We start from the raw sequence: 18,522 nt of genomic DNA on the forward strand, positions 1-18,522 counted from the left end.
GGCTCCCGGGGCAGTGATCGGGCAAGTATGCCTTGATTCCCGGAATGGCTTGTTCAGAGTTTGTGACAATTGTTGAGCAAGACTGACCCTTAAATACGCTATTCCTCTGCAGGCTGTCTTGCTTGCGGAGCTCTACCTTATGCGCACAGGGATGTTGGCGCTTGCGCTCGGGCTGTTGTGCCTGGGCTTTCTACCCGTTCTGCCGACGGTCGGCTGGCTGGTGGTGATGCTGCTGGCTGCGCTTGGCTGCCTGGCTACGCGAGTCTGGCCGCTGGGCTGCTTGCTGCTGGGCTTTTGCTGGGCGTGCTGGTCGGCGCAGCAGGCGCTGGATGATCCTCTGGCGCATTCACTTGATGGCCGCACGCTATGGCTTGAGGGGCGCGTGGTCGGCCTGCCAGCGGTATCGGCCCACGGTGTGCGCTTCGAGCTGGATGAACCCGCTTCGCGCCGCGCCGAATTGCCCGGGCGCCTGCAACTGAGCTGGTTCGACGGCCCAGAGATTCGTGCCGGAGAGCGCTGGCGCCTGGCCGTGACCCTGAAACGCCCGCGCGGCCTGCTCAATCCACATGGGCCGGACCGCGAGGCGACGCTGTTGGCCCGGCGCATCGGCGCCACTGGCACGGTCAAGGCGGGAGCGTTGCTAGAGCCGGTGGCCGGCGGCTGGCGCGACAATTTGCGCCAGCGCCTGCTGGCAGTGGATGCCTGGGGCCGCGAAGCGACGTTGGCGGCGCTGGTACTGGGCGATGGCTCGGGGCTGGCCAGGCAAGACTGGCAAACGCTGCAGGCGACCGGCACGGTGCACTTGTTGGTCATCTCGGGCCAACACATTGGGTTGGTCGCAGGGTTGGTCTACGGCTTGGTGGCGGGGCTGTTACGTTACGGAGGCTGGCCGCGGCGCTGGCCATGGCTGCCGTGGGCGTGCGGGCTGGCCATGACGGCCGCGCTGGGCTACGGCTGGCTGGCCGGGTTTGGCGTGCCTGTGCAGCGGGCCTGTCTGATGCTGGCGGTGGTGCTGCTCTGGCGCCTGCGCTTTCGCCAAGTGAGCGCCTTTGTACCACTGTTGATGGCGCTGTGTGGTGTGCTGCTGGTTGAGCCGTTGGCCAGTTTGCTGCCCGGATTCTGGTTGTCGTTCGGCGCGGTGACAGTGCTGATCTGCTGCTTTGCCCAGCGCCTAGGCGGTTGGCGGCCTTGGCAAGCGTGGACGCGTGCGCAGTGGGTGATCGCCATCGGCTTGTTGCCGGCGATGCTGGCGCTGGGCCTACCGATCAGTCTGAGCGCGCCGTTGACTAATCTGCTCGCGGTGCCCTGGATCAGCTTCGTGGTGCTGCCGTTGGCGTTGCTGGGCACCTTGTTGCTGCCGCTGGCGGGGTTTGGCGAACTGCTGCTATGGCTGGCCGGCGCAGCGCTGGCTGGGTTGTTCGACGTGCTGACGGTGGTGGCTCAGTGGCAGCCGGCATGGATTGCCCGGCAGTTGCCGCTACTGGCCTGGTTGTTGGTGCTCAGTGGCGCGTTGATCGTGTTGCTGCCCCGTGGCGTACCCATGCGTGGCCTGGGCGCGCTGATGCTGCTGGCGCTGTGGGTGCCTGGCAACTCGTTGCCGCAGGGGCAGGTCGAGGTGCTGCAGCTGGACGTCGGCCAAGGCCTGGCGATCCTTTTGCGCACGCGCAACCACAGCCTGCTCTACGATGCTGGCCCAGCGCGCGGCGAGAGCGATCTGGGCGAAAGTGTAGTGCTGCCTACTTTGCGTAAACTGGGCGTCGATCGACTGGATGTGCTGCTGATCAGCCATGCCCATGCCGACCATGCCGGCGGCGCAGCGGCCGTGCAGCGCGGCCTGTCGGTCGGGCGCGTTGTGGCCGGTGAGTCGGAGCAGGCCTTCCAGGCACAAAGCTGCGAGACGGGGCAGGGCTGGCAGTGGGACGGGGTCGACTTTTCACTCTGGCATTGGCCGCAGGCGCGCTCGAGCAATGACCGCTCCTGCGTATTGCTGGTCGAGGCGCAGGGCGAGCGTCTGTTGTTGGCCGGCGACATTGAAGCCAGCGCCGAACGCGCCTGGCTGGCGGCGCATGAAGGCAAACGCATCGACTGGCTGCAGTCGCCGCACCACGGCAGTCGCAGCTCCTCCACCGAGGCGTTCATTGCTGCCACCAGGCCGCGCGGCGTATTGATTTCCCGCGGTGCGCACAACGGTTTCGGCCATCCGCATGCGCAGGTGCTGGAACGCTACCAGCGCCATGGGCTGGCAATTCACGACACCGCCATAGAGGGCGCCTTGAGCTTGCGCCTGGGCGCTCAATCCCAGGTTGTCGGGCAGCGTGCCCAGCGCAGGTTCTGGCGTGACAAAGAATGACCCCGGCACGCGCATTGTTGCGACCTCCGGCAACTCAGCCGAGGGCGATCCTATGGTAGAGTGGCGGCCTTTTTCGAGGGGATGATTACTGTGTGGGAATTGGTAAAGTCCGGTGGTTGGATGATGCTGCCGATCATTCTGAGCTCCATCGTCGCCATGGCTATCGTCGTCGAACGCCTGTGGACCCTGCGTGCCAGTCGCGTAACCCCGCCGCACCTGCTGGGTCAGGTGTGGATGTGGATCAAGGACAAGCAGCTCACCAGTGACAAGCTCAAGAGCCTGCGCGCTGACTCGCCGCTGGGCGAGATCCTCGCTGCCGGCCTGGCCAATTCGCGCCATGGCCGCGAAATCATGAAAGAGTGCATTGAAGAAGCCGCCTCGCGGGTTATTCACGAGCTCGAACGCTATATCAGCACGCTCGGCACCATCGCTGCGATGGCACCGCTGCTGGGTCTGCTCGGTACCGTGCTGGGCATGATCGACATCTTCAGCGCGTTCATGGGGTCGCAGATGACCGCCAACGCTTCGGTGCTCGCCGGTGGCATCTCCAAAGCCCTGGTGACCACGGCTGCAGGCCTGATGGTCGGTATCCCGGCGGTGTTCTTCCACCGCTTCCTGCTGCGCCGCATCGACGAGTTGGTGGTCGGTATGGAGCAAGAGGCGATCAAGCTGGTCGAAGTCGTGCAAGGTGATCGCGAAGTGGAAGTGGCGGGAGTCAAGGCGTGAAGTTTCGGCGCAACCGTGCGCGGGAGAACGTCGACATCAACCTGGCGTCGTTGATCGACGTGGTGTTCGTGCTGCTGCTGTTCTTCGTCGTCACCACCACCTTCACCCGCGAAAACCAGCTGCGGGTCGAACTGCCGGAGGCCTCTACAGGCGCGCCGGCCGAGGCCGACGAGGGCAAGCGGGTGGATATCACCATCAGTGCCGACGGGGTGTACTCGGTGAACAACCACCTGCTGCCGAAAAGCGACCTGGCCACTCTGGTCGAAGCGCTGCAGCAGGAATCTGGCGGTGATACCAAGCTGCCGTTGTCGATCAGCGCAGATGGCAAGACCCCGCATCAGTCGGTGGTGACGGCCATGGACGCGGCGGGCAAGCTTGGTTTCAGCCAGCTGCGCATGACCACGGTCGAGGCTGCAGCGGGGACGCCCTGATGGCTTTCACCGAGCGCTTGCTCGCTGCCTGGTACAACGGCCACCCGGCGCTGGCCTTTTTGCGGCCGCTGGAGCTGTTGTACCGTCGCGTCGTGCTGCGCAAGCGTGCGCGCTTCATCAGTGGTGCAAGCGCCGCTTACCGCGCGCCGGTGCCGATCATTGTGGTCGGCAACATTACCGTTGGCGGCACCGGCAAGACGCCGATGATCCTCTGGCTGATCGAACACTGCCGCAAGCGGGGCTTGCGCGTCGGTGTGGTCAGCCGCGGTTACGGTGCCAAGCCGCCTTCGCTGCCCTGGCGGGTGGCGGCGGAGCACAGCGCCGAGCAGGCCGGCGACGAGCCGTTGTTGATCGTTCAGCGCACCGGTGTGCCGCTGATGATCGATCCCGACCGTTCGGCGGCCGTACGCGGGCTGCTTGCCAGCGAACCCCTCGACCTGATCCTCTGCGACGACGGCATGCAGCATTACCGCCTGGCGCGTGACCTTGAGCTGGTGCTGATCGATGCCGCACGGGGCTTGGGCAATCGCCGATGCCTGCCCGCAGGGCCACTGCGCGAGCCGGTCGAGCGCCTCGACGAGGTCGACGCGCTGCTCTACAACGGTGCCAGCAGCGACCGCGAAGACGGCTTCGCCTTTCAACTCAAGCCTTCGGCGCTGGTCAACCTGCGCAGTGACGAACGCCGTGGGCTTGACCATTTCAGCCCTGGCCAGGCCGTGCATGCGGTGGCTGGCATCGGTAATCCACAACGTTTCTTCAACACCCTGCTGCAGCTAAACTGGCAGCCGGTGCCGCACCCGTTTGCCGACCATGCGCAGTTCAGCGCCGAAGCGCTGACGTTCAGCCCGACGCTGCCGCTGGTGATGACCGAAAAAGATGCGGTGAAATGCCGTGCCTTTGCCGCTGACGACTGGTGGTACCTGACAGTCGAGGCGCAACCGTCGCCGGCCTTCAGTACCTGGTTCGACGCCCAGCTTGAGCGTCTGCTGCCTGCGCAGCAGCCCTGACCCTGTTCAATTTTCCGGCCGCTTGGCCCCAAGGACGCACTCATGGACACCAAACTGCTTGATATCCTGGCTTGCCCGATCACCAAAGGCCCGCTCAAGCTCAGCGCCGACAAGACCGAGCTGATCAGCAAAGGCGCAGGCCTGGCCTACCCGGTGCGCGATGGCATCCCGGTCATGCTGGAAAGCGAAGCACGCACCTTGACCGACGACGAGCGTCTGGACAAATGAGCCTGGACTTCACTGTGGTCATCCCCGCCCGGCTGCGCTCCACGCGCCTGCCGGGCAAGCCGCTGCTGTTGATCGCTGGCAAGCCGATGGTCCAGCACGTCTGGGAACAGGCGCGCAAAAGCAGCGCCAGCCGGGTGGTGATCGCCACCGATGACGCCAGCATCGTTGCCGCCTGTCAGGCATTTGGTGCCGAGGTATTGCTGACCCGCGCTGACCATGAGTCGGGCACTGATCGCCTGGCAGAAGTTGCCGCCCAGCTGGGTTTGGCCAGTGATGCCATCGTCGTCAACGTGCAGGGCGACGAGCCATTGATCCCGCCGGTAATCATCGACCAGGTCGCGGCCAACCTTGCTGCGCACCCGGAAGCCGGCATCGCCACCCTGGCTGAGCCGATCCATGAGCCGCAGACGGTGTTCAATCCCAACGCGGTCAAGGTAGTCAGCGACAAGAATGGCCTGGCCCTGAGCTTCAGCCGTGCACCGTTGCCGTGGGCCCGCGATGTGTTTGCCGTGAACCGCGAGCAGTTGCCGCCGGCAGTGCCTTATCGCCGCCATATCGGCATGTATGCCTACCGAGTTGGTTTTCTTCAGGCCTTCGTCAGCTGGGGCCCGTGCTGGCTCGAGCAGACCGAAGCGCTGGAACAGCTGCGAGCGCTGTGGCATGGCGTGCGTATTCACGTTGAAGATGCGCTCGAGGCTCCCGCCGTGGGCGTTGATACCCCAGAAGACCTGGAGCGCGTTCGGCGCTTGTTGGAGGCCTGATGCGCGTCCTGTTTGTGTGCCTGGGCAATATTTGCCGCTCGCCCACCGCAGAAGGGGTGTTGCGTCATCAGTTGCAACGCGCCGGGCTGGCCGACCAGGTAGAAGTGGCATCGGCCGGTACGGGCGACTGGCACGTGGGCAAGGCGCCGGACGCGCGCACCTGCAAGGCAGCGCTGGCGCGCGGCTATGACCTGTCGGCGCAACGTGCCCAGCAGGTCAAGGCCGGCCATTTTGCCGAGTACGATCTGGTGCTGGCCATGGATGCCAGCAACCTCGCCGACCTCAAGGCCATACGCCCGCCGGCGTCCAAGGGCGAGCTGGATCTGTTCCTGCGTCGCTATGACGGCGCGTTGGATGAAGTCCCCGACCCGTATTACGGCGGCGCGGCCGGTTTCGAGCAGGTGTTGGACCTGATCGAGCTGGCGTGCGAGCAGTTGGTCAATGAAATCAGGGGGCGGCTATGACTGCCACCTGGCAACAGCAGGTATCGCTCAAGCCTTTCAACACCTTTGGTATTGACGTCAAGGCCCGCTATTTCGCCCAGGCGCACAGCGACGCCGAGGTGCGGGCGGCATTGCTCGAAGCGGCCCGTCTTGAGCTCCCGGTGCTGGTCATCGGCGGTGGCAGCAACCTGCTGTTGACCGGTGACATCGACGCGCTGGTGCTGCATATGGCCAGCCGTGGCCGGCGGCTGCTGAGTGAGGAGGGCGATCGTGTGGTGGTCGAGGCCGAAGCCGGTGAACCCTGGCATGAGTTTGTGCAGTGGAGCCTGGCGCAGGGTTGCAGCGGGTTGGAAAACCTCAGCCTGATTCCCGGCACCGTCGGTGCCGCGCCGATGCAGAACGTCGGCGCGTATGGCGTCGAGATCAAAGACGTGTTTGCCGGCTTGACCGCACTCGACCGTGAAACAGGCGAGCTCAAGGATTTTTCCCTTGAGGAGTGCGGGTTTGGTTACCGCGACAGCCTGTTCAAGCGCAATCCCGGCCGCTGGTTGATCCTGCGCGTGCGCTTTGCCCTGAGTCGCAGCTTGCATGCGCACCTGGACTACGGCCCAGTGCGTCAGCGTCTGCACGAGCAGGGCGTCGTCGAGCCGACCGCGCAGGCAATCAGCGATGCGATCTGCAGCATTCGTCGCGAGAAACTGCCTGACCCGCTCGAACTGGGTAATGCTGGCAGCTTCTTCAAGAATCCGCTGGTCAGCGCCGTGCTCGGCGAGCAGCTTCGCGCTCGCTATCCGGGTGTGGTGGCTTATCCCCAGGCCGATGGCCAGCTGAAGCTGGCGGCGGGCTGGTTGATCGAGCAGGCAGGGTGGAAGGGCTATCGCGATGGCGATGCCGGCGTGCATCGGTTGCAGTCGTTGGTACTGGTCAATTATGGCCAGGCCTCGGGGGCGCAGTTGCATGCGCTGGCGCAGAAAATTCAGGCTGATATCTTCGCCAGGTTTGGCGTGGAGCTGGAGATGGAGCCGAATCTGTACTGAGTAGGTGGCACATGGATATGCCAGTGCAGCGCTGAATGCAACGCAAAAAAAAGCCCCGCCAGTTCGCACTGGCGGGGCTTTTTCATTCAGCCGTGGCTATCAACCGTGATGAGGCTTGTGCTCATCGGTCGATGCCTGGGCCTGAGCTGCGGCAGCAGCGGCCTCGGCTTCACGCTTGCGGCGACGCACTTCACGTGGGTCGTTCGGTGCGCGACCGTTGGCCAGCATTACAGGCGCCGGTTCAGCCGCTACAGGCGCTGCCTCGACAACTTCGGGCTTGGCTTCAACCGGTGCAGCCTGCTCGACCACCGGTGCTTCGACTGGCGCGGCCGCTGGGGCCTCGGCAACGTGCACTGGCTTCTCGGCTTCACCCGACTCGACCACGGCGGCTTCAACCACTGGAGCTTCAACCACAGGAGCTTCGGCGGCTGGTGCCTCGACCAGTGGCGCTTCAGCAACTGGCGCTGCAGTTTCCACTTCTGCTGCAGCAACCGGGGTTGCTTCAACGGCAGGTGCTTCGACTACGGGCTGCGGCGCAACCTCGACAACCGGCTCGATGCTCGGCTCGACCACTGCAACCGGCTCGCTGACAGGCTGCTCGACCACAGGGGCGATCGCAACGTCATCAGCTTGCTGTGCAGGCTCGGCTGGCAGGGCGATAACTTCACCGGTAGCCGCTTCAGGCGTTTGGGTAGAAGCGATTTCAGCCTGCTGATTGGCTTGTGCTTCGGCTGCAGCGCTGATGTTGCTAGTGGCAACAGCGGCAGTTACGGCCAGGCCAGCGGCGAGGTCGGCACCCAGATCAGTCGCCTGACGTGGTTGCTGCTCTTCACCGTTTTCGTTGCCTTCGCTGCTTTCTTCGTCGCCATCGATCAGATCGCCATTGGCATTGCGCTGACGTTCACGACGGTTGCTGCGACGACGCTGGCCGCGCGAGCGACGACGTGGGCGTTCGCCATCAGTGCCTTCTTGTTCTTCCTGCTGCAGTTCGTCGTTCGGCAGTTGCTCATCGGCGATCTCTGCGGCCTGCTCGTCAGCCTGGGCGGCTGGGCGCAGTTGACGCTCTTCCTGCGGCACACGTTCTTCACGTGGAGCACGTTCTTCGCGAGGGGCGCGTTCTTCACGTGGAGCACGCTCTTCGCGAGGGGCGCGTTCTTCACGTGGAGCACGTTCTTCGCGAGGGGCGCGCTCTTCACGTGGAGCGCGTTCTTCGCGAGGGGCGCGTTCTTCACGTGGGGCACGTTCTTCGCGAGGGGCGCGTTCTTCACGTGGTGCACGTTCTTCGCGTGGTGCGCGTTCTTCAGTCGATGCAGGGGTAGCGTCAAGTGGCTCACGCAGCTCACGCACAGGGCGCTCGTCACGGTTGCCGCGACGTGGGCGATCTTCACGTGGAGCACGCTCCTCACGTGGAGCGCGTTCTTCACGCGGCGCACGCTCTTCACGCGGTGCACGCTCTTCACGCGGTGCACGCTCTTCACGTGGTGCACGCTCTTCACGTGGAGCGCGTTCTTCACGCGGTGCACGCTCTTCGCGCGGCTTGCGCTCTTCGTCGCGACGACCGTTACGGTTGCGACTCTGCTGACGACCGTTGCGGCGCTCTTCGTTGCGCTGTGGGCGCTCGGTAACAGGCTTCTCGGTGGCAGCCGGTGCAGCGACCGGTTCTTCCTTGGCGGCAAACAGGCTCACCAGCGATTTGACCAGGCCTTTGAACAGGCTTGGCTCAGGCATGCTTGGTGCTGGCGCAGCGGCAACCGGAGCAGCCTCTTCTACAGCAGCCGGTACCGGAGCGTTGGTACGCGGTGGAGCAGTCTTGACCGCAGCTTCCTGGCGAACCAGGGTGCGGGTCGCGGCCTGCTGCGGCGCTTCCTCGGTTTCGGTGGTGGCGATTTCGTAGCTGGACTGGTTGGTCAGCACTTCCGGGTTGTCGTCGCGCAGGCGCTGGACTTCGAAGTGCGGGGTTTCCAGGTGGTCATTCGGCAGAATGATGATGCGAGCACGGGTGCGCATCTCGATCTTGGTGATCGAGTTGCGTTTCTCGTTGAGCAGGAACGCGGCAACCGGGATTGGCACCTGAGCGCGCACTTCGGCAGTGCGGTCTTTCAGGGCTTCTTCTTCGATCAGGCGCAGGATCGCCAGCGACAGCGACTCGACGTCACGGATGATGCCGGTGCCCGAGCAGCGTGGGCAGACGATGCCGCTGCTTTCACCCAGCGATGGACGCAGGCGTTGGCGCGACATTTCCAGCAGGCCGAAGCGCGAGATGCGGCCAACCTGGACGCGAGCACGGTCGGCCTCGAGGCATTCACGCACACGCTCTTCGACCGCGCGCTGGTTTTTCGCCGGGGTCATGTCGATGAAGTCGATGACGATCAGGCCGCCGATATCACGCAGACGCAGTTGGCGGGCGATTTCTTCAGCCGCTTCCAGGTTGGTCTGCAGGGCGGTTTCTTCGATGTCGCTGCCTTTGGTGGCACGCGCCGAGTTGATGTCGATCGACACCAGCGCCTCGGTTGGGTCGATCACGATCGAACCGCCAGACGGCAGCTCGACGACGCGCTGGAAGGCGGTCTCGATCTGGCTTTCGATCTGGAAGCGGTTGAACAGTGGCACGCTGTCTTCGTACAGCTTGACCTTGCTGGCGTACTGCGGCATCACCTGGCGGATGAAGGTCAGAGCTTCTTCCTGGGCCTCGATGCTGTCGATCAGGACTTCGCCGATGTCCTGGCGCAGGTAGTCGCGGATGGCGCGGATGATGACGTTGCTTTCCTGGTAGATCAGGAACGGCGCGGTGCGGTCCAGCGAGGCTTCCTTGATGGCGGTCCACAGCTGCAGCAGGTAGTCGAGGTCCCACTGCATTTCTTCGCTGCTGCGGCCAAGGCCGGCAGTGCGCACGATCAGGCCCATGTCGCCCGGTACGGTCAGCCCGTTGAGGGCTTCACGCAGCTCGTTGCGCTCTTCGCCTTCAATACGGCGGGAGATGCCGCCAGCACGTGGGTTGTTTGGCATCAGCACCAGGTAACGGCCAGCCAGGCTGATGAAGGTGGTCAGGGCGGCGCCTTTGTTGCCGCGCTCTTCCTTCTCGACCTGGACGATGACTTCCTGGCCTTCGGTGAGTACTTCCTTGATGTTGACGCGGCCTTCTGGGGCCTTCTTGAAGTACTCGCGGGAGATTTCCTTCAGCGGCAGGAAGCCGTGACGGTCGGAGCCGAAGTCGACGAAGGCGGCTTCGAGGCTGGGCTCGATCCGGGTGATCTTGCCTTTGTAGATGTTGGCCTTTTTCTGCTCACGGGCGCCGGATTCGATATCCAGGTCGTAGAGGCGTTGGCCATCCACCAGGGCTACACGCAACTCTTCGGGTTGAGTTGCGTTAATCAGCATTCTTTTCATGTTGTACCGTCGGTTTCCGGGCTGCCGGAAACGGCGTTCGGCACACACGACTTCTCATGGTCGGTGTCAAGGTGCGCAAAGGGTGGCGAACCACCCCCGTGTCGGCGACGTTCGGCACCAGCCGGTTGCCCAGCCTGCCGTTGTCGCGACGACGCGTCCTGTTGCTGCGGTGCTGTGGGCCTGTGGTATCGGGATCAACCTGGCAGGCCTGGTGCACTCAGTCAGGAGGAGGAATCAACCGTCAGCCGTGGACGCCTACTTGGCATCTGTAAGGACCTTATCCGCTCGCCGCCCATTACAGTGGGGCGGTGGCCGGACGCGGTGCTACACGGTCCGAGGGCTGTGCATCTCCACCCTGCACGTATCCCTGATAATTCGGGTGCTGCCGCGCGCTGAATCCGCAACGGGTTGCATTTTTCGCCATCTTCATAAGGGAAGCTGGCGCCATTCATGTCCAAGGCAGGTATTTCCGAAGCATTCGCCGGGTGTAGGAGGAAGTGACGATGGCGGTGCAGAGACACGGCGAAAAAAGCCAGTTAAGCAGGTGAACTACCGCACTTATGATTTTTTTCGGTCTTCTCTACCCGGCGCGAGTGGCGCTTCCAGGTATTTCGATAAACTGGCGAAAGCCCCGTAGGACGGCCTCGCGTCCTCGAGAATTGCGTTGGTCAGGGGCTGGCAAAGCGCCGTATACCGCTGGCCCACCGCTTTTGGCGGCGTTCGCGACTATAGCAGCAATGATTAAGTGCTTCAATTCCCTAAAAAATTGTTATTATCGGCGCCATGACTACCAATACCCCTCCGACTTCCGGCGTCCAGCTGATCGAAGTCGCGCCGGAGCTTGCCGGCCAACGAATCGACAATTTCCTGATCACGGCGCTCAAGGGCGTGCCTCGCACCCTGGTCTACCGCATCCTGCGCAAGGGTGAAGTGCGGGTCAACAAGGGTCGGGTCAAGCCTGAATACAAGATCCAGGCCGGCGACATCGTGCGCGTGCCACCGGTGCGTCTGCCCGAGCGTGACGAGCCGGTGCCGGTGGCGCAATCGCTGTTGCAGCGCTTGGAGGCGGCCATTGTCTATGAAGACAAGGCGCTCATCGTGCTCAACAAACCGGCCGGCATTGCCGTGCATGGCGGCAGCGGCCTGAGCTTTGGCGTGATCGAAGCGTTTCGCCAGTTGCGTCCGGATGCCAAGGAGCTGGAGCTGGTGCACCGGCTCGACCGCGACACTTCCGGCCTGCTGATGATCGCCAAGAAGCGCAGCATGTTGCGCCATCTGCACGCTGCCCTGCGCGGTGATGGCGTCGACAAGCGCTACATGGCGCTGGTGCGTGGCAACTGGCCAACCGCGAAGAAACAGGTCAATGCCCCATTGCAGAAGAGCAACCTGCGTTCTGGCGAGCGTATGGTCGAGGTCAACGAAGAGGGCAAGGAAGCGCTGACCCTGTTCAAGGTGCTGCGCCGTTTCGGCGACTTCGCCACCATGATCGAAGCGCGTCCGATCACCGGTCGCACCCATCAGATCCGCGTGCACGCCCTGCATGCCGGGCACATGATTGCCGGCGACAACAAATACGGCGATGAAGAATTCTCCCGCGAGATTCGTGATCTCGGCGGCAAGCGCCTGTTCCTGCATGCCTATGCCCTGACCGTGCCGCTGCCCGATGGCGGCGAGCTCAAGGTAGAAGCGCCGGTCGACGAAATGTGGGCCAAGACTGTAGAGCGCCTGGCGCGGCCTGACTTCACATGAGCAAACCCTACGAGCTGCTGATTTTTGACTGGGATGGCACTCTGGCTGACTCTGTCGGGCGCATCGTTCTGGCGATGAATGAGGCCGCTGAGCGCGCCGGTGAGGCGCCCAGTGCCGAGGATGCAATCAAAGGCATTATCGGCCTGGCCCTGGGCGAGGCGATCTGGACCCTGTATCCGCACCTTGAGCCGCTGCAGGTCGAACGCTTCCGTCAGCACTATGCTGATGTGTACATGGCGCTCGACCAGCAGCCGTCACCGTTGTTTGACGGTGTGGTCGAGTCGCTGGATGCGTTTCGCGCCCAGGGCTATCGCCTGGCAGTAGCTACTGGCAAGGCCCGTCGCGGGCTCGATCGGGTGCTCAAGGCCAATGGCTGGGAAGACTTTTTCGATATCACTCGGGCGGCTGACGAAACCCGCGGCAAGCCGCACCCATTGATGCTTGAAGAAATTCTTGCCCACTGCCGCGCCGAACCCGGCCAGGCGCTGATGGTCGGAGATTCTGCGTTCGACCTGCAAATGGCCAACAACGCCGGCATGCACTCGGTGGCTGTCGGTTACGGGGCTATGTCGCTGCAGGCGCTGGCAGAGTTCGGGCCGCAGGTGTGCATCGATCACTTTTCCCAGTTGCGCGAGTGGTTGGCAGGTTCGGCGCAATTATCAATTCCAAGGTAGGTGAGCATGGCTGACGAGTGGAAAGCGCCCGAGACCGAAGTGGTCGAGAGTGAGGATCGCAAGAGCTGGAAGCTGCTGGAGAAAACCCTCCTTGCTGGTGTGCAGGAGCAGCGTCGAGCGCGACGCTGGGGGATTTTCTTCAAGCTGCTGACGTTCCTTTACCTGTTCGGCATCCTGTTCCTGTTCTCGCCGCTGATGAGTATGGACGGCGCTGCTTCGCGCAGTGGCAGCCATACCGCGCTGGTCGAGGTGCGTGGGGTTATTGCTGATCAGGAGGCGGCCAGTGCCGACAACCTGATCAAGAGCCTGCGCGAGGCATTCAAGGATGCCAATACCAAGGCAGTGGTGATGCGTATCAACAGCCCAGGCGGCAGCCCGGTGCAGTCCGGTTACGTCTATGACGAGATTCGCCGCCTGCGCGCCGAGTACCCGCAGATCAAGCTCTACGCAGTGATCACCGACCTCGGTGCCTCGGGTGCCTATTACATCGCCAGTGCTGCCGATGAGATCTATGCCGACAAGGCCAGCCTGGTCGGCTCGATCGGCGTTACCGCTGCGGGCTATGGCTTTGTCGGTGCCATGGACAAGCTGGGCATCGAGCGGCGCACCTATACGGCCGGTGAGCACAAGGCATTCCTCGATCCGTTCTCGCCGCAAAAACCTGAAGAAACCGAGTTCTGGCAGGGCGTGCTCAACACCACTCACCAGCAGTTCATTGCCATGGTCAAGCAGGGGCGTGGTGATCGGCTCAAGGACAAAGAGCACCCCGAGCTGTTCAGTGGCCTGATCTGGTCCGGTGAGCAGGCCAAGGCGCTAGGCCTGGTAGATGGTCTGGGCAGTGCCAGCTATGTCGCCAGAGATATCGTTGGCGAGAAGGATCTGGTCGATTTCACTGTGCAGGAGTCGCCGTTCGACCGTTTCTCCAAACGCATCGGCGCCAGCGTAGCTGAGCACCTGGCAATGTGGATGGGCTTCCAGGGACCGACCCTGCGCTAAGCGCTGCTGGCCTGCGCGTGCAGGCCAGCAGTTTCCCTTCAGGGTAGCTGTACGCCTTCTTCCAGCAGCATATCCACCAGGCGAATAAGCGGCAGCCCGATCAGGCTGGTCGCGTCGCTGCCATGGGTGCTCTGGAACAGGCTTACCCCCAATCCCTCGGCTTTGAAACTGCCGGCGCAGTCGTAAGGCTGCTCTGCGCGCAGATAGCGCTCGATACTGGCCTGGCTCAGCTCGCGCATGACCACCGTGAACGGCACGCAGTCGACCTGGCAGTGGCCGCTGCTGCTGTTGAGTAGCGCCAGGCCGGTCAGAAAGGTGACCTGTTGGCCGCTGGCGGCAAGCAGTTGCTCGCGGGCGCGCTCGAACGTATGTGGCTTGCCGAGGATCTGTTCGCCCAGCACCGCGACCTGGTCAGAGCCGATGATCAGATGGCCGGGGTGGGCTGCGGCCAATGCCTCGGCCTTTTGCTGCGCCAGGCGCTTGACCAGCGCGATGGCGGGCTCGTCAGGCAGGCGCTGTTCGTCTAGGTCGGGGCTTGCCGAGGTAAAGGGCAGGCGCAGGCGGGCGAGCAATTCGCGGCGGTAGGCAGAGCTGGAAGCCAGTAACAGGGGCAGCATGGTAGACTCCTTGGCAGATCAACCGATTCTATCATCCACTTGCCGCCGAATTTCCTTTGACAGGGGCGGGGGCCATCCCTAGAATGCTGCGCCTATGTTGAATGACCCGATTCCACCTCACGTTGACCCGCGCAAATTAGCCGATCGTGGCGTAACCCTTCAAGGTTCGTTGCAACTCGCTGATTTGGAAAGACTCTGCGACCCGCTTTCCGACAATGTCGGTACGGTGCAGGCGAAGTTCGATTTTGAACGAGATGAACAGCATGCCGTGGTTATCCACAGTGAGCTCGACGTCGAAGTCAAAATGGTTTGCCAGCGTTGTCTTGAGCTGGTCACCCTACCGATCCACAGCGAGTGTTCGTACGCGGTGGTGAAGGAGGGTGCGAATACCCAGTCGTTGCCGAAAGGCTATGACGTGCTGGAACTGGGCGAAGATCCTTTGGATCTGCAGGCGCTGATCGAGGAAGAGCTTTTGCTCGCCTTGCCCATCGTGCCTGCTCATCATCCGGAAGAATGCCAGCAGCCGGCGGGCCTCGATGAGCCCGAATCGAGCGAGGACGAGGTAACGCGGTCCAACCCGTTCAGTGTCCTGGCGCAGTTAAAGCGTGACCCAAACGTTTAGGAGTTAATCAATTATGGCTGTTCAGCAGAACAAAAAATCCCGCTCTGCCCGTGACATGCGTCGTTCGCACGATGCCCTGTCGGAAAACGCGCTGTCGGTAGAAAAAACCACCGGTGAAATTCACCTGCGTCACCACGTTTCGCCAGAAGGCGTTTACCGTGGCCGCAAAGTGATCGACAAGGGCGCTGACGAGTAAATCTTGTCCGCTCAGATCATCGCGATCGACGCAATGGGCGGGGACTTCGGTCCCCGCAACATTGTTCAGGCAAGTATCGCTTGCCTCTCGGCTACGCCCTCGCTGCACCTGACCCTCGTCGGTCAACCCTCCCTTCTTGAACCACTCGTCAGCGGCCTTGCAGCTGCCGATCGCGCGCGCCTGCAAATTGTCGCGGCCAGTGAAGTGGTGGAGATGGACGAGCGGCCCTCGCAAGCGTTGCGCAGCAAGCCTGATTCGTCGATGCGCATCGCCCTTGAACTGGTGCGGGACGGCAAGGCCCAGGCCTGCGTCAGTGCCGGCAATACCGGTGCACTGATGGCGCTGTCGCGCTTTGTCCTCAAGACCGTGCCAGGCATTGATCGGCCGGCCATGGTCGCGGCGATCCCGACTCAGTCAGGCTTTTGCCAGTTGCTCGATCTGGGCGCCAACGTTGACTGCAGTGCCGAGCATCTCTACCAGTTCGCGTTGATGGGCTCGGTGGCGGCGCAGGCCTTGGGCATTCCGCGCCCACGCGTTGCGCTGCTCAACATCGGCACCGAAGACATCAAGGGCAATCAGCAGGTCAAGCTGGCGGCAACGCTGCTGCAGAATGCCCGCGGTATCAACTACGTCGGCTTTGTCGAGGGTGATGGCCTCTATCGCGGTGAAGCCGATGTAGTGGTGTGTGACGGCTTTGTCGGCAATATCCTGCTCAAGTCCAGCGAGGGTCTGGCAACCATGATCAGTGCCAGAATTGAGGCGCTGTTCAAGAGGGGGGTGCTGGCGCGCGCGGTCGGTGTGCTGGCCATGCCGCTGCTCAAACGCCTGCAGGCTGACCTGGCGCCTGCACGGCACAACGGCGCGAGTTTTCTCGGTCTGCAGGGCATCGTCATCAAGAGTCACGGTTCAGCAGGGGTCGAAGGCCTGCAGAGCGCTATCCAGCGTGCGCTGATCGAGATCGAGGAAAACCTGCCCGGGCGCCTGCGCAGCCGCCTCGAAGACCTGCTGCCTTAGGCATAATCGCCATGAGGTGGTTAAATGTGACCGCTGGGTTTTCGTATTCATCCAAGTTTTCAGATTCTGCGTACAGCCGTGGGCTGGGCGCATCCTCTCCGACGACAAGATCATAAGGGCTTGTTCAATGTCTGCATCCCTCGCATTTGTCTTTCCGGGTCAAGGTTCCCAATCGCTGGGCATGCTCGCCGAAATCGGCGCAGTAGAGCCGGTGATCGTCGAAACCTTCAAGGAAGCTTCCGACGCTCTGGGTTACGACCTGTGGGCACTGGTTCAGCAAGGTCCGGAAGAGCAACTCAATCAAACCGACAAGACTCAGCCGGCCATCCTCACCGCCTCCATTGCGTTGTGGCGCCTGTGGCTGGCGCAGGGCGGCGCAAAGCCTGCGTTCGTCGCCGGGCATAGCCTTGGCGAGTACAGCGCGTTGGTAGCGGCCGGTAGCCTCAGCCTGAAAGACGCGGTGCGCCTGGTCGAGCGCCGTGGCCAGCTGATGCAGGAAGCAGTCCCGGCAGGCCATGGCGGCATGGCCGCGATTCTCGGTCTGGACGACGAGGTCGTGGTCGCCATCTGCGCTGAAGCAGCAGAAGACCAGGTGGTCAGCGCGGTCAACTTCAACTCGCCAGGGCAGGTGGTCATTGCTGGCAACAAGGCAGCGGTAGATCGCGCCATGGAGCTGTGCAAGGCTAAGGGCGCCAAACGCGCCTTGCCGCTGGCGGTCAGCGTGCCGTCGCACTGCGCCCTGATGCAGCCTGCTGCCGAGCGCTTTGCCGAGTCGGTCAACGCCATCGAATGGCAGGCGCCGCAGATCCCAGTGGTGCAGAACGTTTCTGCAGCCATCCCAGCTGACCTGGGCGTGCTCAAGCAAGACCTGCTGGCCCAGTTGTACCAGCCCGTGCGCTGGGTTGAATGCGTGCAGACCCTGGCGGCCAATGGCGCGGTCAATCTGGTCGAGTGCGGCCCGGGCAAGGTCCTGGCCGGTCTGAACAAGCGTTGCGCTGAAGGCGTGACCACCTACAACCTCAATACCCCTGATGCCATCGCCGCCACCCGTGCGGCGCTGGCCTGAAACTGGAGAAGCTTGCATGAGCCTGCAAGGTAAAGTTGCACTGGTCACCGGCGCCAGCCGTGGTATCGGCCAGGCCATCGCCCTCGAGCTGGGCCGTCAGGGCGCTACCGTCATCGGTACCGCGACCTCGGCCTCGGGCGCCGAGCGCATTGCTGCCACGCTCAAGGAGCATGGCATCACCGGCACCGGCATGGAGCTGAACGTGACTGATGAAGCGTCGGTCAACAGCGTTCTGGCCGCGATCCAGGAACAGTTCGGCACTACCGCGATCCTGATCAACAACGCCGGCATCACCCGCGATAACCTGATGCTGCGGATGAAAGACGACGAGTGGTTCGACGTGATCGACACCAACCTTAACAGCCTCTACCGCCTGTCCAAGGGCGTGCTGCGCGGCATGACCAAGGCGCGTTGGGGCCGCATTATCAGCATTGGCTCGGTTGTGGGTGCCATGGGCAACGCCGGTCAGGTAAACTATGCCGCCGCCAAAGCCGGTCTGGAAGGTTTCAGCCGCGCTCTGGCACGTGAAGTCGGGTCGCGCAACATCACTGTCAACTCGGTAACTCCAGGTTTTATCGACACCGATATGACCCGTGAGCTGCCAGAGGCTCAACGTGAAGCGTTGCAGACCCAGATTCCGCTGGGCCGTCTGGGTCAAGCCGACGAAATCGCCAAGGTAGTTGCTTTCCTGGCGTCCGACGGCGCAGCCTATGTCACAGGTGCTACAGTGCCTGTGAACGGCGGGATGTACATGTAATATCGCAACTCAATGTGACGGATTGCTTCAAAAAAGAGTCATACTCCGAGCTTAAAATCCGTTATAAAGCTGCAACCAGATTCCGGGCAGAGGGTCGAGTGACCACATAGCCAGTTGATGGCGGGGCGCGTTACGCTTGAAAAGCAGGCGTCTTGCTATAAACTCGGTCACCGGCCAGCTGCCTGACATATGTCTATTAGGAGTGAAAATTAGGTATGAGCACCATCGAAGAGCGCGTCAAGAAAATCGTCGCCGAGCAACTGGGCGTCAAGGAAGAAGAAGTAACTAACAGTGCTTCTTTCGTAGAAGACCTGGGTGCCGATTCGCTTGACACCGTTGAGCTGGTGATGGCTCTGGAAGAGGAATTCGAGACCGAAATCCCTGACGAAGAAGCCGAAAAAATCACTACCGTTCAAGCTGCTATCGACTACGTCACCAGCCACCAGGCTTAAGACGTCTGT

The 18,522-nt window shown here is 62.5% G+C and carries 19 protein-coding genes; 17 read left to right on the plus strand and 2 right to left on the minus strand.

What is annotated here, in order from left to right:
• Window positions 1-139: 139 nt before the first annotated feature.
• The 8 genes from ACIOAU_RS12085 to murB all read left to right on the plus strand — a co-directional run bounded on the left by ACIOAU_RS12085 (window position 140) and on the right by murB (window position 6,983).
• Window positions 140-2,350, plus strand: coding sequence for a DNA internalization-related competence protein ComEC/Rec2 (locus ACIOAU_RS12085; protein WP_401182189.1), 2,211 nt, complete (start codon window positions 140-142; stop codon window positions 2,348-2,350).
• 90 nt (window positions 2,351-2,440) lie between these two features.
• Window positions 2,441-3,076 (plus strand): MotA/TolQ/ExbB proton channel family protein, encoded by a 636-nt coding sequence (locus tag ACIOAU_RS12090; RefSeq protein WP_060481604.1) that lies wholly within the window; start codon window positions 2,441-2,443, stop codon window positions 3,074-3,076.
• Window positions 3,073-3,507 (plus strand): biopolymer transporter ExbD, encoded by a 435-nt coding sequence (locus ACIOAU_RS12095; protein WP_060481531.1) that lies wholly within the window; start codon window positions 3,073-3,075, stop codon window positions 3,505-3,507. The genes ACIOAU_RS12090 and ACIOAU_RS12095 overlap by 4 nt, the downstream gene beginning before the upstream one ends.
• On the plus strand, window positions 3,507-4,514 hold the full coding sequence (lpxK, locus tag ACIOAU_RS12100; RefSeq protein ID WP_401182194.1) for a tetraacyldisaccharide 4'-kinase: 1,008 nt from the start codon (window positions 3,507-3,509) through the stop codon (window positions 4,512-4,514). The genes ACIOAU_RS12095 and lpxK overlap by 1 nt, the downstream gene beginning before the upstream one ends.
• 42 nt (window positions 4,515-4,556) lie before the next feature.
• Window positions 4,557-4,742 carry a Trm112 family protein gene (locus tag ACIOAU_RS12105; RefSeq protein WP_028633616.1) on the plus strand — a complete coding sequence of 62 codons (186 nt, stop codon included), beginning with the start codon at window positions 4,557-4,559 and terminating at the stop codon, window positions 4,740-4,742.
• The gene (gene kdsB, locus ACIOAU_RS12110; RefSeq protein ID WP_401182197.1) at window positions 4,739-5,503 is read left to right on the plus strand and encodes a 3-deoxy-manno-octulosonate cytidylyltransferase; all 765 of its coding nucleotides are present in this window, start codon (window positions 4,739-4,741) and stop codon (window positions 5,501-5,503) included. The genes ACIOAU_RS12105 and kdsB overlap by 4 nt, the downstream gene beginning before the upstream one ends.
• Window positions 5,503-5,967, plus strand: coding sequence for a low molecular weight protein-tyrosine-phosphatase (locus ACIOAU_RS12115; protein WP_101321504.1), 465 nt, complete (start codon window positions 5,503-5,505; stop codon window positions 5,965-5,967). Before kdsB ends, ACIOAU_RS12115 begins: the two co-directional genes overlap by 1 nt.
• Window positions 5,964-6,983, plus strand: a complete 1,020-nt coding sequence (murB, locus tag ACIOAU_RS12120; RefSeq protein ID WP_150572939.1) for a UDP-N-acetylmuramate dehydrogenase — start codon at window positions 5,964-5,966, stop codon at window positions 6,981-6,983. The genes ACIOAU_RS12115 and murB overlap by 4 nt, the downstream gene beginning before the upstream one ends.
• Before the next feature lie 99 nt (window positions 6,984-7,082).
• Here the strand turns inward: murB and rne are convergent, their stop codons facing one another.
• A complete protein-coding gene (gene rne, locus ACIOAU_RS12125; protein WP_188036483.1) occupies window positions 7,083-10,370 on the minus strand; it encodes a ribonuclease E in 3,288 nt (1,095 codons plus the stop codon).
• Between the two features lie 783 nt (window positions 10,371-11,153).
• On the opposite strand from rne, the gene rluC reads away from it, so the two are divergent.
• From rluC to sppA, 3 genes are read left to right on the plus strand one after another with little or no spacing between them, the layout of a single operon-like run.
• Window positions 11,154-12,119 (plus strand): 23S rRNA pseudouridine(955/2504/2580) synthase RluC, encoded by a 966-nt coding sequence (gene rluC, locus ACIOAU_RS12130; RefSeq protein ID WP_101321498.1) that lies wholly within the window; start codon window positions 11,154-11,156, stop codon window positions 12,117-12,119.
• A complete protein-coding gene (locus ACIOAU_RS12135; RefSeq protein ID WP_150570145.1) occupies window positions 12,116-12,793 on the plus strand; it encodes an HAD family hydrolase in 678 nt (225 codons plus the stop codon). Before rluC ends, ACIOAU_RS12135 begins: the two co-directional genes overlap by 4 nt.
• 6 nt (window positions 12,794-12,799) lie before the next feature.
• Window positions 12,800-13,789: a signal peptide peptidase SppA gene (gene sppA, locus ACIOAU_RS12140; protein ID WP_101321493.1), complete on the plus strand. Its 990-nt coding sequence runs from the start codon at window positions 12,800-12,802 to the stop codon at window positions 13,787-13,789.
• Between the two features lie 38 nt (window positions 13,790-13,827).
• Here the strand turns inward: sppA and ACIOAU_RS12145 are convergent, their stop codons facing one another.
• Window positions 13,828-14,406: a Maf family protein gene (locus tag ACIOAU_RS12145; protein ID WP_401182204.1), complete on the minus strand. Its 579-nt coding sequence runs from the start codon at window positions 14,404-14,406 to the stop codon at window positions 13,828-13,830.
• Between the two features lie 94 nt (window positions 14,407-14,500).
• Here ACIOAU_RS12145 and ACIOAU_RS12150 point away from each other — a divergent pair, with 94 nt between their 5' ends.
• The 6 genes from ACIOAU_RS12150 to acpP all read left to right on the plus strand — a co-directional run bounded on the left by ACIOAU_RS12150 (window position 14,501) and on the right by acpP (window position 18,513).
• Window positions 14,501-15,028 carry a YceD family protein gene (locus ACIOAU_RS12150; RefSeq protein WP_101321489.1) on the plus strand — a complete coding sequence of 176 codons (528 nt, stop codon included), beginning with the start codon at window positions 14,501-14,503 and terminating at the stop codon, window positions 15,026-15,028.
• A gap of 13 nt (window positions 15,029-15,041) precedes the next feature.
• The gene (gene rpmF, locus ACIOAU_RS12155) at window positions 15,042-15,224 is read left to right on the plus strand and encodes a 50S ribosomal protein L32 (protein ID WP_016485486.1); all 183 of its coding nucleotides are present in this window, start codon (window positions 15,042-15,044) and stop codon (window positions 15,222-15,224) included.
• A 3-nt stretch (window positions 15,225-15,227) separates the two neighbouring features.
• Complete coding sequence (plsX, locus tag ACIOAU_RS12160) at window positions 15,228-16,238, plus strand: phosphate acyltransferase PlsX (RefSeq protein WP_259406991.1); 1,011 nt, start codon at window positions 15,228-15,230, stop codon at window positions 16,236-16,238.
• A 127-nt stretch (window positions 16,239-16,365) separates the two neighbouring features.
• Window positions 16,366-17,304, plus strand: a complete 939-nt coding sequence (gene fabD, locus ACIOAU_RS12165) for an ACP S-malonyltransferase (protein WP_101321485.1) — start codon at window positions 16,366-16,368, stop codon at window positions 17,302-17,304.
• Between the two features lie 16 nt (window positions 17,305-17,320).
• Window positions 17,321-18,061 (plus strand): 3-oxoacyl-ACP reductase FabG, encoded by a 741-nt coding sequence (gene fabG / locus ACIOAU_RS12170; RefSeq protein ID WP_101321482.1) that lies wholly within the window; start codon window positions 17,321-17,323, stop codon window positions 18,059-18,061.
• Between the two features lie 215 nt (window positions 18,062-18,276).
• The gene (acpP, locus tag ACIOAU_RS12175; protein ID WP_004371293.1) at window positions 18,277-18,513 is read left to right on the plus strand and encodes an acyl carrier protein; all 237 of its coding nucleotides are present in this window, start codon (window positions 18,277-18,279) and stop codon (window positions 18,511-18,513) included.
• The last annotated feature ends 9 nt before the right edge of the window (window positions 18,514-18,522 follow it).

Source organism: Pseudomonas sp. NPDC088322 (assembly GCF_044740745.1).
GTDB classification, from domain to species: domain Bacteria; phylum Pseudomonadota; class Gammaproteobacteria; order Pseudomonadales; family Pseudomonadaceae; genus Aquipseudomonas; species Aquipseudomonas shirazensis.

Bases quoted from the DNA above. Each gene is read 5' to 3' on its own strand.
- ACIOAU_RS12085 (WP_401182189.1), top strand. From the start codon at position 140: ATGCGCACAGGGATGTTGGCGCTTGCGCTCGGGCTGTTGTGCCTGGGC.
- lpxK (WP_401182194.1), top strand. From the start codon at position 3,507: ATGGCTTTCACCGAGCGCTTGCTCGCTGCCTGGTACAACGGCCACCCG.
- ACIOAU_RS12105 (WP_028633616.1), top strand. From the start codon at position 4,557: ATGGACACCAAACTGCTTGATATCCTGGCTTGCCCGATCACCAAAGGC.
- kdsB (WP_401182197.1), top strand. From the start codon at position 4,739: ATGAGCCTGGACTTCACTGTGGTCATCCCCGCCCGGCTGCGCTCCACG.
- ACIOAU_RS12115 (WP_101321504.1), top strand. From the start codon at position 5,503: ATGCGCGTCCTGTTTGTGTGCCTGGGCAATATTTGCCGCTCGCCCACC.
- murB (WP_150572939.1), top strand. From the start codon at position 5,964: ATGACTGCCACCTGGCAACAGCAGGTATCGCTCAAGCCTTTCAACACC.
- rne (WP_188036483.1), bottom strand. From the start codon at position 10,370: ATGAAAAGAATGCTGATTAACGCAACTCAACCCGAAGAGTTGCGTGTA.
- rluC (WP_101321498.1), top strand. From the start codon at position 11,154: ATGACTACCAATACCCCTCCGACTTCCGGCGTCCAGCTGATCGAAGTC.
- ACIOAU_RS12135 (WP_150570145.1), top strand. From the start codon at position 12,116: ATGAGCAAACCCTACGAGCTGCTGATTTTTGACTGGGATGGCACTCTG.
- sppA (WP_101321493.1), top strand. From the start codon at position 12,800: ATGGCTGACGAGTGGAAAGCGCCCGAGACCGAAGTGGTCGAGAGTGAG.
- ACIOAU_RS12145 (WP_401182204.1), bottom strand. From the start codon at position 14,406: ATGCTGCCCCTGTTACTGGCTTCCAGCTCTGCCTACCGCCGCGAATTG.
- ACIOAU_RS12150 (WP_101321489.1), top strand. From the start codon at position 14,501: ATGTTGAATGACCCGATTCCACCTCACGTTGACCCGCGCAAATTAGCC.
- rpmF (WP_016485486.1), top strand. From the start codon at position 15,042: ATGGCTGTTCAGCAGAACAAAAAATCCCGCTCTGCCCGTGACATGCGT.
- fabD (WP_101321485.1), top strand. From the start codon at position 16,366: ATGTCTGCATCCCTCGCATTTGTCTTTCCGGGTCAAGGTTCCCAATCG.
- fabG (WP_101321482.1), top strand. From the start codon at position 17,321: ATGAGCCTGCAAGGTAAAGTTGCACTGGTCACCGGCGCCAGCCGTGGT.
- acpP (WP_004371293.1), top strand. From the start codon at position 18,277: ATGAGCACCATCGAAGAGCGCGTCAAGAAAATCGTCGCCGAGCAACTG.